11 protein-coding genes are annotated in these 12523 nt (G+C 48.1%); 10 read left to right on the forward strand and 1 reads right to left on the reverse strand.

Features of this window, described 5'->3' with window-relative positions:
• Positions 1-8: 8 nt before the first annotated feature.
• From AB4Z29_RS18460 to AB4Z29_RS18470, 3 genes are read left to right on the forward strand one after another with little or no spacing between them, the layout of a single operon-like run.
• Positions 9-803, forward strand: coding sequence for an SDR family NAD(P)-dependent oxidoreductase (locus AB4Z29_RS18460; RefSeq protein ID WP_441944521.1), 795 nt, complete (start codon positions 9-11; stop codon positions 801-803).
• Between the two features lie 42 nt (positions 804-845).
• Complete coding sequence (locus AB4Z29_RS18465; RefSeq protein WP_441944484.1) at positions 846-1553, forward strand: DNA alkylation repair protein; 708 nt, start codon at positions 846-848, stop codon at positions 1551-1553.
• An 18-nt stretch (positions 1554-1571) separates the two neighbouring features.
• Positions 1572-1982: a GNAT family N-acetyltransferase gene (locus tag AB4Z29_RS18470; RefSeq protein ID WP_441944485.1), complete on the forward strand. Its 411-nt coding sequence runs from the start codon at positions 1572-1574 to the stop codon at positions 1980-1982.
• An 87-nt stretch (positions 1983-2069) separates the two neighbouring features.
• On the opposite strand, the gene AB4Z29_RS18475 is transcribed toward AB4Z29_RS18470, so the two are convergent.
• Complete coding sequence (locus AB4Z29_RS18475; RefSeq protein WP_441944486.1) at positions 2070-2843, reverse strand: sugar phosphate isomerase/epimerase family protein; 774 nt, start codon at positions 2841-2843, stop codon at positions 2070-2072.
• Positions 2844-2968: 125 nt separating this feature from the next.
• On the opposite strand from AB4Z29_RS18475, the gene AB4Z29_RS18480 reads away from it, so the two are divergent.
• The 7 genes from AB4Z29_RS18480 (at position 2969) to AB4Z29_RS18510 (ending at position 12521) form a co-directional block, all read left to right on the forward strand.
• Entirely contained in the window at positions 2969-3796 is an 828-nt protein-coding gene (locus tag AB4Z29_RS18480) for an AraC family transcriptional regulator (RefSeq protein WP_441944487.1), read from the forward strand.
• Between the two features lie 145 nt (positions 3797-3941).
• Positions 3942-5582 carry a response regulator transcription factor gene (locus AB4Z29_RS18485; RefSeq protein ID WP_441944488.1) on the forward strand — a complete coding sequence of 547 codons (1641 nt, stop codon included), beginning with the start codon at positions 3942-3944 and terminating at the stop codon, positions 5580-5582.
• Positions 5583-5677: 95 nt separating this feature from the next.
• Complete coding sequence (locus tag AB4Z29_RS18490; RefSeq protein WP_441944489.1) at positions 5678-7315, forward strand: sensor histidine kinase; 1638 nt, start codon at positions 5678-5680, stop codon at positions 7313-7315.
• Positions 7316-7481: 166 nt separating this feature from the next.
• Positions 7482-8456: an ABC transporter permease gene (locus AB4Z29_RS18495; RefSeq protein ID WP_441944490.1), complete on the forward strand. Its 975-nt coding sequence runs from the start codon at positions 7482-7484 to the stop codon at positions 8454-8456.
• 22 nt (positions 8457-8478) lie between these two features.
• A complete protein-coding gene (locus AB4Z29_RS18500; RefSeq protein ID WP_441944491.1) occupies positions 8479-9390 on the forward strand; it encodes a carbohydrate ABC transporter permease in 912 nt (303 codons plus the stop codon).
• A gap of 84 nt (positions 9391-9474) precedes the next feature.
• Positions 9475-11076 carry an ABC transporter substrate-binding protein gene (locus AB4Z29_RS18505; protein WP_441944492.1) on the forward strand — a complete coding sequence of 534 codons (1602 nt, stop codon included), beginning with the start codon at positions 9475-9477 and terminating at the stop codon, positions 11074-11076.
• Between the two features lie 86 nt (positions 11077-11162).
• The gene (locus AB4Z29_RS18510) at positions 11163-12521 is read left to right on the forward strand and encodes a hypothetical protein (protein WP_441944493.1); all 1359 of its coding nucleotides are present in this window, start codon (positions 11163-11165) and stop codon (positions 12519-12521) included.
• Positions 12522-12523: the final 2 nt, after the last annotated feature.

The raw sequence follows: 12523 nt of genomic DNA on the forward strand, positions 1-12523 counted from the left end.
AATAAATGATGGATATGGGATTAAATAATAAAACAGCTTTAGTCACAGGGTCGACGAAAGGGATAGGCAAAGCAATCGCCATAGAGCTCGCCAAAGAAGGCGTGCATGTACTCATTAACGGACGGAATAATGAAGAGGTCGAACAAACGGTAAATGAAATAAAGTCACGATTTCCAGGTACCTCTCCACAGAATGCTGCCGCCGATATTGTGGATATTGCGCAAAGGGAAGCTTTATTTGAGAAATACCCTACTATCGATATTTTGGTTAACAACATGGGTATTTATGAAATAATGAGATACGAGGACATTGACGATGAAGTGTGGGAAAAATACTTCCGGACGAATGTTCTGGCTGCAAACGCATTATCTAAATTTTATTTGCCCAAAATGTTAAAAAACGAATATGGCCGCATAATCTTTATTGCGAGCGAGGAAGCCATTATGCCTTCGGGACAAATGCCGCAGTACGCTATGACCAAATCCATGCTGTTATCCTTATCCAAAAGCTTGTCCAAATTAACGATAGGAACGGAAGTCACCGTCAATACGATTCTGCCAGGCCCAACGCTTTCGGAAAAGGTGCAGCACATTATTGAGGGCATATACGCTAATGATGGTATGGCTTTTTCGGAAAAAGAAAAACATTTCATGGCTACGAACCTGCCTCAATCTGAAATACAGCGATTTATCAGGCCTATTGAAATCGGTAGACTAGCGGCCTTTGTATGCAGTCCTTATGCTTCCGCGTTTAAAGGTTCTCCGATTCGTATGGATGGAGGGATGGTACCGACTATTTTATGATAGAATGGATGATATCCTTCACCTAAAGGGAAGTGTTAAACAATGAATGTAGAAATGGTCATGCAGGAGCTTGAAGGTCTCAGCAAGGAACGAATGAAAAAAATATATGTATCCAATGGCGCACAGGAACCGCTATTCGGTGTGACTACAGGCGAGATGAAGCCCATCGCGAAGAAAATCAAAAAGGATCAACCTCTGGCAGAGGAGCTGTATGCCACGGGGAATTATGACGCGATGTACTTTGCGGGCGTCATTGCAGATCCGAAAGCCATGACGGAAGCTGATTTTGACCGTTGGATAGACGCGGCTTATTTTTATATGATTTCTGACTTTGTAGTGGCCGTAACCTTGTCCGAAACCGATATTGCACAGGAAGTTGCCGACAAATGGATCGCAAGCGGTGAAGAGCTGAAGATGTCAGCGGGCTGGAGCTGTTATTGCTGGCTATTGGGTAGTCGGCCGGACCATGAATTCTCCGAAAGCAAGCTTGCCAATATGCTTGAAATCGTACAAAAAACGATTCGCGATGTTCCTGAACGAGCCGTATACTCGATGAATAATTTTCTTTTTACTGTAGGAGTATCCTATGCGCCTCTTCATGATCAGGCATTCGAGACGGCGAAGGCAGTAGGTCCGGTAGAAGTGAACAAGGACAAAGCAAAAAGCAAGTTGATATGCGCTTCCGATAATATTCAAACAGCAGTAGATAAAGGGCGAATTGGATTCAAACGCAAGCATGTAAGGTGTTGAAATGAGGAAAAGCAAACCATGAAAATCTCAGCTGCAACGGAAAAGGATTCGGATTGGATCAGAGGCCGGGATCATCATCTGGCGGAGAAATTAATTGCACCCAAAATAAGGGAGAGGGAAATCTACTTATTGCGGGATGATAGTGAAGCCATAATAGGATGGATGCGCTTCGGTTACTTTTGGGATAATACTCCGTTTATGAATATGATTTGGATCGAAGAGAAGTACCGTGGTACAGGCCTAGGAAAGCATGTCGTCGAGTTTTGGGAAAATGAAATGAAGCAGCAAGGTTTTTCGATGGTCATGACATCGACTCAAGCTGACGAAGGCGCGCAGCACTTTTATCGAAAATTAGGTTACAAAGACGCGGGAAGCCTATTACTCGAAAGCCAGCCATTAGAAATTATTTTCACAAAAAAGCTGACCTAAATTAAAAAATAAAGAAAGAGCTGCCGCTATAGACGGGCAGCTCTTTCATGCTCTAACACCTATTCACCGCAAGCTCTACTCCGTATACTAGGCCCCATTCGCCGCCATTCGCCTCATAAACGCCAAACTATCCGCCAGCTCCGTATCTGCCGCCGTCAGCGTACATTCGGCTGAAATCATGCCGGTATAGTTCATCTTCCGCAGCAGCTGGTAAAACCGCTCATAGGGATAGGAGCCCGTTCCCGGAGCCAATCTTCCCGTATCCGCAACATGAATGTGGGCAATCCATTCCTTGTGAATCAGCAGAGTATCAAGCGGCTCTTCCTCTTCATCCATATGGTAGAAATCGGCGAGCACGCGTATATTCGCATGACCCAGCTGTCTGACAAGCTGTGCAGCTTCCTCGACACGGTTAATCAGGTTCGATTCCTTTCGGTTCAGCGGCTCAAGCGCGAGTACGGCTCCGTTGCCTGTCCATTCCTCCGAAATCCACTGCAGCAGCTCAAGCAGCTGTTCCTCCGCCTGCTGCTTCGACCAGCCTTCGGGAATCATGCGCTGTCGGCCGCTCCCAAGCACGACAATCTGGGCTCCGATTGCGCTTATCGTCTCACCGGCTTTACTTACATATCGGCGAAGTCGTTCCCGGTCAACTTCCGGTCCAACCGCAAGCATGCCTTGCGGAAGAAACAGGTTCATGGCGCCCACCTGAAGCGGGGAGTCCAGAAACAGCGGCAGCCGCTCCGCCAAAGCGAGCTCATCCTCAAGGGGAAGCGAGGATAAAGGGCATTCGATATAATCGAAGCCTTTGCTTGCCAGAAAAGCTGCTTGCTCAATGCCCATGCACCAGCCTATTCGGTTCATTTTTCAGCACTCCTATACGGGATATTTAGTCATTGATTTCATTGTACAAAGGGGAGTAATCACATAAAATGGTTACAAGTATGGATTGATGGCTGAGAGTATTTCAGGATAAGGAATGATAGCCGGTGCTGGATAGAAACAGGATGAATGCCTTAATCGAGGACGTCGAGCTGAGATTCAACAACAGCGGGTATGCTGCACATGAGATTGGCTGGTCGGAGAAGAAGAAGCATCCGGACTACGATTTGTGGTATGTGACAAGCGGCGAGATCACAATTGAATGCCATGGAGGCAGAGCTGTCGCCCGAGCAGGCGATATTGTGTTTTTTAATCCAGGCGTGCCTTATTCCGCGGAATGCCATGCTGCGGCTTGTACCCATATATTTATTCATTTCGATTTTCCCGTAGGCAAGCGGATCAACTTTCTGGACGAGTTTGGGCTGATGGGGTTAATTCCGCAGCGTTATTTTCAAGAGGAAGGACCGCGGTTTCGAGCCAGCTTTGACGCCTTCAAAAACAAGGAGCCGATGTCAGCGCTTGTGTTGAAGGGGTATTTCCTTGTACTTCTTGCCAAGCTTCTTGCTGCGTCTGCACGTAACCCCTTAGACAAGATGCCCTCCGCTCCTCAAAGAGGGAGCTACGACAAGCTAAAGCCAGTGCTTCAATATATCGACGACCATATCGAAAAACAAATCTCAGCCGAACATTTAGCCGAGCTGATCAGCATGTCCCCTAAATATTTTTATGCCTTTTTCAAAGCGAATATAGGGCTGACGCCACAGCATTACATTACCAAAATGAAAATGAACCGCGCTCGGGAGCTGCTCATGGGCCGCAAGCTGACGGTCAAGCAGATCGCCTATCAGCTTGGCTTTTCCGATCCTTATACGTTTTCCAAAATATTTAAACGCTTTCATCAGCAGCCTCCTTCCAGATTCACCGATCATACGTAAAGGTTCCTCATATACATCACAATTCGCGAAGGAAAGATCATGGCTAAGCCGAGGCAGCGTCATTAGACTGTTAGTAGAAGATTGGAATCGGATCTATATCGTCCCGATAGGCTAGCTATTCTGCTCAAATTGGAGGCTCACATTCATGAACAAGATATTGGTTGTAGACGACGAGCCGCGTGTGAGCATGGGCATTAAAAATTTTTTGCTCAGCTCGGATTTGAATATTACCTATGTAGAGACGGCATTGAACGGCTTCGAAGCGATCGATTATTTGAGAATGGATACGTTCGACTTGGTGCTTACCGATATCCAGATGGGAAGAATGAGCGGCATCGAGCTGATGGAGACGATATATATGGAGCAGCCGAATCTGCCCATCATTGTTATTTCCGCGCATGAGAAATTCGATTTTGCCAAAAAGTCGATGCGCCTCGGAGCCCGTGATTACCTCGTTAAGCCGGTGGAGCAGGAGGACCTGCTGCGCGTCGTGCGAAAAGTATTGAACGAAAAGGAAGAGATAGGGAGGAAGTCGCTGGAGCTATCGAAGTGGCAGCGGGAAAAGGAAAAAACGGAAGCGTTAAGCCGCAATGAGCTGCTAATGGAGCTCGTTACGGAGCGCAACCTAACCAAGAGGGACTATAAGGAGCTGATCGCTGAGCTTGGCGAGCAGATTAAGGGCCATTATCTGGGGGTTGTATCCATTCGGCTAGGCTTGAATCACGGCGGCTTCAGCAACCGCGAAATTACGCTTCAGGATCGCAAGCTGCTTAAATACGCATCGATTAATATTATGGAGGAAAGCCTGTCCGAGTGGCATGGCTTAACCTTCAACGGGTTCGGCAATGAGTTGATCGGCATTATTCAACTAAATGAGCAAGAGATGTCCGGCCAGCGCTTTCATGTCAAGTCGCAAATGCATTTGATCGGACAGATGATCCATATGAACTTAAAGCAATATTTGAATGTCGAGACAACGATCGGGATGAGCACGCTTCATTCGGACATTTTCATGCTGCCTAAGCTTATGGAGGAAGCCAATACGGCAGCCGAGTGGAAAACCCTCCACCCAAGCAACCACGTCTTCTATTACGAGGATGTTCTAGCGCAGGAAAACCTCAGTGTCGTGGAGTGGATGGCAAAGGTTGACGAGTACGTGCAGGGTCTAAAAACGGGCCTCGACAAACCGCTGCCAGTCGATACGGGAACGATTATCAAGCCGCTGAAGGAGCTTGGCCAATCAGCCGAGCTGTTTAACAGCTATTTCGGCATGCTGGTTTACCGCTTATATGGCTTGATGCTGGAATACGGAACGGCAAATGGCATCTCGCTGCAGCGGTTTGACCCGGACGTTTATTTCAAGCATATGGCTGGAGAGGCAAGAATTGAACGTCTGCGGGAATACATTCAGGAGACCGCCAAGCTGGTCCGGCTGCTCGTCAAGGAACGGGATCAATCCATACTTGCGAGAATAACGGGCTATATTCGTCTGAATTTCCGGAATCCTGCGCTCAAAATTCAAGATATAGCGAATGAGGTCCATTTCAGTACGGCGTATTTAAGCTATCTGTTTAAGCAGGAGATGAAAAAGAACCTTTGGGATTACGTAACCGAGCTGCGTATTGAAGAGGCGAAGCATTTGCTTGCCACTACGGACAAAAAACGATACGAGGTTGCTTATGAGGTGGGCTATGAGTCACCGGAGCATTTCGGCCGCATGTTCAAGCGGTATGCAGGCGTCAGTCCCGCTGAGTATAGAAAAGAAGGTCAGGGGGGATTAGGCTGAAGCTCAAATATAAGGTTACGCTTGCGTTTGCCTTGTTTATCGTGGGTCCATGCCTAGTCGTCGCCTGGTTTTCTGCTTACAAAGCCTCTGATTCGATGCGGGATGAGGTGGGCAGGACGACGCTGCAGCTGGTGAAACAGAACCATGTCACCATCGAGAAGACGCTGTCGTCGGTTAATGACCGAACGGTGACGCTGCTCGACAACTATTTTTTTAGCGATTCGAAGCAATACGGCTTCTGGACGAACATCGAGACGCTGGGACAAATTAGGGAAGCAGACGACATTCTGGAGCGATGGTCGTCGGACGGGACCGACTATACGCTGTATATGATGAACACGGCAGGGAAAAGCACACCCTTCGATCTCTCTTACAAGACCAAGGGGTTCAAATACTTTAATAAGGAAATCGCGGAGCAGCCTGAATGGGCGGAGCGCTCGCTGCGGGAAGGCGGCGGCGGAACGCTGCATTTATTGCAAGCGGAAGGCGGAGCGGCTACGGTTAGCTTTTTGCGGAGCATCTTGAATCCGGAGAAGTATGACGAATCGATTGGCTTTCTCGTTGTGACGAAGGTAGAGGTGCTGTTGAATAGGGATATCGTTTCCGTGCAATTGCCGGACCATGCAGGCATTTATTTGTTCAACGACCAGAATGAACTGCTTATGAAGGCAGGATCGCAGGCTCTGCAAATGACGTCCATTCCCAAGGAAGCGGAAAACCAGATAGACGGCTATTATTTTGCCAGCGAGGGGGGCAAGAAATGGCTGTACGCGTATTCCCAGCGTTCTGCGTTCAATACGCGCCTCGTTTATAAAATACCGTTCGAGTCCATTACCGGAAACCAAACGGTATTCCAGTGGATGATTATGGGCATATCGGCTATTTACCTGGCATTCGTGCTCGTATTTGTCCTCTACTTGCTGCGGATTATCGTGAAGCCGCTAGTTCGATTAGTGTCCATTACGAAAATTTATGAGCCGGGGAAAAAGCTGGATATGGACGGGAAGCTGCTGCGATCGGACGAGTTCGGTATTTTGTATGGCGCGTTTCTCAAAATGACCACCCGATTGGACAACTCGATCGATGAAAACTATGTCATGAAGATTAAGCAGAAGGAGAATGAGCTGGCGACGCTCCATTCTCAGATTACCCCGCATCTGCTGTACAATACACTCGACTCGATCTACTGGTATGCGCTGGATAGCGGAAATACCGGCGTTGGCGACATGGTTAAGGATCTATCGAAGCTGCTCCGAATCGGGCTCAGCAAAGGCAAGTCCATTATTACAATCGCCGAGGAAATGGAGCATGTCCAGGCGTACAGCCGGCTTCAAATGAAGCGATACCCGGATACATTCGAGGTCTATTGGGATATTGACGATTCCTTGAAAGGATACATGACGCCAAAGGTAATTTTGCAGCCTCTGGTGGAAAACGCAATCTTCCATAGCGTAAGCAGCATGGACGGGGAAGGAGAAATCTGGATAAGGGTGCACCGCGCGGTGAACGAGATTCATATGACGGTGGAGGATAATGGCTTCCTGCCGGTTGATATGGAGCGTCTGGAGCAGATTGTAAATGGAAATGCGACCGACAAAGGCTACGGCATCCGTAATGTCAACCAACGCATTCAGCTGCATTTCGGCGAAGCGTACAGCCTGCGTTACGAGCGGCGGGAAGGCGGCGGCATCAGGGCAATCATCAACCTTCCGCTTCAGGAACAAAGTGTGTAGTTAAGAGCTCCGGCAGATCGCCGGGGCTCTTTCTTTTGGGGATTGAGGTACTGTGACTTATTCCGGAATAGCGAGCCAAGTTTACATCACATTCTAGTAGGAATACATCATCGTCATTAGGGGGCGGCCATTCTATACTAAAGTCAACAGAAGGGAGGTTGACATATTGAGAGCAAAAACAGCAGTCCAGAGCACGGGCTTGAAGAGCCATTCGAAAACGGGCATGGCCTTGTTTTTCCACTTGCTATGGAAGTACCGATATTTGACGATGATGATGCTGCCTACTCTCATCGTGCTTATTCTGAATAACTATCTGCCTATGTTCGGGGTGTTCATTGCATTCAAAAATATCAATTACATCGATGGCATATGGAGAAGCCCGTGGGTAGGCTTTGATAATTTCACATTCTTGTTCTCATCCGGATCGTTATGGCGCATTGCGAGAAACACCGTGCTGTACAGCCTGGTATTCATGGTTATCAATCTAGGCTTATCGGTAGCCATTGCCGTTGCCATTAACGAGCTTCGCGGCAAGCTGCTGGCGAAGGGCTATCAAACCTTTCTCATCATGCCTTACTTCCTATCGATGGTCGTCATCAGCTATCTGGCCTATGCCTTCTTGAATCCGGATAAGGGCTTTCTGAATACGTCCATTCTTGAATGGTTCGGCAAAGACCCCGTATTCTGGTATTCGGAGCAAGCCTTCTGGCCGTATATTCTGACCTTGGTTAATGCTTGGAAGGGTGTCGGTATTGGGGCGGTTATCTACATTGCGGCCATTGCGGGTATCGACCCGGAATACTATGAAGCGGCGGTTATAGACGGAGCCTCGAAATGGCGTCAAATCTTTCATATTACGCTGCCATCCATCCAGCCCATTATCATTATTATGACGATTTTGTCTATGGGACATGTTTTTAACTCGGACTTTGGCTTGTTCTTCCAAGTGCCGATGGATTCGGGGGCGCTGTACCCGGTCACCGATACCGTTGACACGTACGTGTATCGTGTATTGATGGAGCTTAATGACATTGGAATGTCTTCGGCTGCGGCGTTGGTGCAATCTGTTCTAGGTTTCATTATGGTCATATTGACTAACTCGGCGGTACGCAAAATCAATAAAGATCAGGCCCTTTTCTAAGGCAGAAGCAGAGGTGATAACGATGAGCTCGCAAACAAGCCGCAGGGAAAATGAAATTTCGCCGCTGACCAATATCGTATTGAACATCGGCTTCATTCTCTTATCCTTGGCGTGCGTACTACCCGTCATTCTGGTCATTATCGTATCCGTTACCCACAATGATTCCTTGCTGAATAGAGGCTACAGCTTCTTGCCGGAGAAATTATCATGGATCGCATACGAAAGCTTGTTTAAGGATTACTCCACGATCTTTGGCGCATATGGCGTCAGCATCGGTGTTACGGTCGTTGGGACGATACTTAGCGTCATATTTATGGCTCTTTATGCGTATCCAATCTCCAGATCAGATTATCCGTTTCGCGGAGTATTTACTTTCTTTCTTTTCTTCACGATGCTGTTCAACGGGGGCATAGTAAGCAAATACATCGTATTCACGCAAACGATCGGACTGCTGGATTCGTATGCCGCCTTAATATTGCCGCTGCTCATTATTCCGTTTAACGTCATCATCATGCGGACATTCTTTCAGACGACGATCCATCCTGCGTTAATCGAATCGGCCAGAATTGACGGGGGCGGAGAACTCTTAATCTTTATACGGATCGTTATTCCGCTCTCTCTTCCCGTTATGGCGACGATGGCTCTGCTCAGTACGATCGTGTATTGGAACGATTGGTTTAATGCTCTCCTATTTATTCGGACGGAAGAGAAATACCCGCTGCAATATTTGATGATGCGTGTGCTCAACGATGTCCAGTTTATGCGGTCCAACGTCCAGCTGGCAGCGCAGAATCCGCAGCTGATGAAGGATTTGCCCAATGAGTCGCTGCAGATGGCAATGGCTGTCGTCGGCATGGGCCCAATCCTGCTCGTTTATCCGTTCTTTCAAAAGTATTTCGTAAAAGGCTTGACGGTAGGCGCCGTTAAAGGCTGAAGCATTACGGTACGGTAGTAACGGCCTGAGGTTATCACGCCAAGGGCGAGCTATTATAAATCAGTTCTGGGAGGGTTAAATGAAATGAAACAGAAAAAGACATTCATCATGCTGCTTGCCTTGGTAATGGTATTATCCGTATTCTTGCAAGCGTGTTCAGGCGGAGGGAACAGTGAAAAGCCGACCAACGCAGCTGCCGAAACTAACGGGGAAAAGTCGCCAGAGCCGGATAAAGCGACGAATGCGCCGGCAGAAGAGCCGAAGCTTGAGCCCTACGAGGTATCCATCGTGTACTTCGGAACGCCGCAAGAGGATGATGCTCTGATCGAGGAGAAGCTGAACGAATTTTTCAAAGAGAAGATCAATGCGACGGTATCTCTTCAGCCTATCGCTTCAAGCGATTATAAGAACCGTACGGAGCTGATGATGAATACGGGCGAGAAGATGGACCTCGTATTCTCGGCTTCGTGGCTCAATTTCTTCGGCAACGCATCCAAGGGCGCTTATCTAGAGCTCGATGAGCTGCTGGAGAAGCATGGCCAAGGCATTAAAGAGAGGATTAACCCGCTCTACTTGGAAGCGCCGCGCCTGAAAGGCAAGCTGTATGCGGTTCCGACGAACAAGGAGATTACGCAAGGAAAAGCATTCACGTACCGCAAGGATATTGTGGAGAAATATAGCATTCCCATTGATTCCATTAATAAGGTACAAGATTTAGAGCCTTGGTATGAAAAAATGAAAAAAGATGAGCCGGAAATGATTAACCAGTATGTAGCGGGTGGATCTGGCAACTTCGGCGGCGGTTTTATGATGTATGAAACGAACTCGAACCTTCGTCCAATCGGACCTACTCCAGCTAAAACACCGATGTTCCTGATTGATTACAAAGCATTGGATATGAAGGTGAAGTCCGTGCTTGACCCTGAAGTTGTAGAGCTTAACAAAAACGAAATCGAAATGTTCCGTTCTTTCTATGAAAAAGGCTATATCAATTCGGATGCCGGCACGAGCACAACGGATATTGGCGAGCTGAGAAAGCAAGGAAAGATTTGGATGCAATCGGCGACTTGGAAGCCAGGCGCGGATATTGAAGCGCAGATAGCTGACAACAACCAGTATGAATATGTATCCCATGTCGTAGAGGAGCCGATCGTAACGACGGATCTGGCTGCGGGCTCCATGTTTGCGATCTCCAGAACGTCCAAAGATCCGGATCGGGCGATGATGGTATTGAACTATTTGCATACCGATCCGTACGTGGTCAACTTGTTCGTTAATGGCATCGAAGGCAAGCATTACAAAAAGGTCGGCGATAACCGCATCGAACCCATTGCGGATTCGGGTTATGGCAAGACAGCTCTATTCTGGGTAGTCGGCAATCAAATGATTAACTATTTGAAGCCAGGACAGCCGGATGACCTTTATATCAATTGGGAGAAGTTCAACAACGAAGCGACTCGCTTCCCGCTTATGGGCTTCGTATTCGATGACGCGAAAGTGAAAAACGAGATTACGCAAATTACGGCTGTCGTGACGGAATACAAATCGATCTTCACGGGAGCGGTGAAAGATCCATCCAAGCTGCTGGAGGAGAGAAACAAAAAGCTGAAAACGGCTGGACTTGAGAAGGTTCAAGCCGAGCTGCAATCGCAAATTGACGTTTGGTGGGCCGAGAACAAGAAATAGACAAATGCGAAGAGATAGCCAAAGAGTCTCCGATGGGGGCTCTTTGTTTACTAAAAATGAAAACATACGATTAGGGGGACGCTTCCTTGAGACCGGAGAAGTTAATTTATACGTTTGTCAGCTACGCATCGCATTATGACGCCCCATGGGGGCAAGGGACAGCTGTAGAGGGCGTCGAACGAACAGCTGAAATTGCCCACAAATACGGGATTCCCGTGACCTGGATTGTTAATGGAGGCTCGGTTCCTGTGCTGAAGGACCGTATTCAAGAGTGGCATGACCAGTACGGCGATGATGTCATCCTTCAGTGCCCATTCTTCATCGAGGATACCGGGATGTCTAAGGAGAAGCTGAAGAACAAACTGGAGAGCGATTGGCGCATCGTGGAAGAAGCTTTCCCATGGGCAAAAACGAAGGTTGCTGCGCGCGGGAAAATTTATAACGAATTAATTGAAGTGCTGGAGGAGCTTGATTTCAAAGGCATGTGGGGCTACTGCTGGGAGCAGGTTTGGTGGGACGGCATTACGCACAAGGGTATTCCTTGGGGCTCCTGGTACGTGGACAGCAGCAGATATAAGGTTCCTCATTCCGGCAAAGGGAAGATCGTCGCATGCGAATGGACGGCACGCGACTTGAATTTAACCTATCATTCGGGAAGCCCGTGCGTATACTCGACAGATCCGAATGACGTGCTTCGCGCGGGGCTTTGCACAGGTGAGGATATTACCTATTGGAAAAACCTATTTGACGACTATTTGGACAATACGGACCATAACGAGCAAGTGTATTTCCTGCAGCAGCAGGAAGCGCATGAGATGGAGTTCACCGAACGTTTTGCCGTATTCCCTGCCTCCCATGTGGAAGCATGCGAAGGCATGCTGGATCTCTTCTTCGCTTATATTACGGAATTTCCCATTACGCTGACGACATTGCCTAACGCCATAGAGCTCTACCATGAGCAAAACGAAATTACGGCGCCGGTATCCATGCTTACTCGGGATACGCTTATTCGTCCCGAGGTTAATGAGTATACAATTACGCTGGGCGGAACGGGAGAGGGGCCTTGGCCGACGACCTTCCTCTATTACGACCATGAATGCCAATTGTCGTTCGTACAAGGTGAATGCAGACCCCATAGGCTTCGGAATTACATCGGAAAAGGCAACATGAATGAGGAATTTAATGAGCCGCTTCCTCAGGTATTCGTGAAGGAATATGAGAAAACAACGGATCTCATCCATATGGCCTTCGATATTGGCTATTGGAATCCGATGCCGTTCGGACTGACCTACTGGGACGACTTGAGCGGCTATGAGCTTCAATCATGCTCGGATGGGGTTCAGGTGCAGCTCATTAAAGAAAGATTGGCCTTTCTTAGGTTTCAATTGCCGGGCAAGCCTGTAAGAATCGAGCTGACGCTTGCGAAGCGGGCAGAGGGAGTGTAAGG

Source organism: Paenibacillus sp. 2TAB23, from assembly GCF_052115165.1.
Classification (GTDB): Bacteria; Bacillota; Bacilli; order Paenibacillales; family Paenibacillaceae; genus Pristimantibacillus.

What these genes read in the sequence shown, in the direction of transcription:
- AB4Z29_RS18460 (WP_441944521.1), top strand. Translation starts at nt 9, where the DNA reads ATGGATATGGGATTAAATAATAAAACAGCTTTAGTCACAGGGTCGACG.
- AB4Z29_RS18465 (WP_441944484.1), top strand. Translation starts at nt 846, where the DNA reads ATGAATGTAGAAATGGTCATGCAGGAGCTTGAAGGTCTCAGCAAGGAA.
- AB4Z29_RS18470 (WP_441944485.1), top strand. Translation starts at nt 1,572, where the DNA reads ATGAAAATCTCAGCTGCAACGGAAAAGGATTCGGATTGGATCAGAGGC.
- AB4Z29_RS18475 (WP_441944486.1), bottom strand. Translation starts at nt 2,843, where the DNA reads ATGAACCGAATAGGCTGGTGCATGGGCATTGAGCAAGCAGCTTTTCTG.
- AB4Z29_RS18485 (WP_441944488.1), top strand. Translation starts at nt 3,942, where the DNA reads ATGAACAAGATATTGGTTGTAGACGACGAGCCGCGTGTGAGCATGGGC.
- AB4Z29_RS18490 (WP_441944489.1), top strand. Translation starts at nt 5,678, where the DNA reads ATGCGGGATGAGGTGGGCAGGACGACGCTGCAGCTGGTGAAACAGAAC.
- AB4Z29_RS18500 (WP_441944491.1), top strand. Translation starts at nt 8,479, where the DNA reads ATGAGCTCGCAAACAAGCCGCAGGGAAAATGAAATTTCGCCGCTGACC.
- AB4Z29_RS18505 (WP_441944492.1), top strand. Translation starts at nt 9,475, where the DNA reads ATGAAACAGAAAAAGACATTCATCATGCTGCTTGCCTTGGTAATGGTA.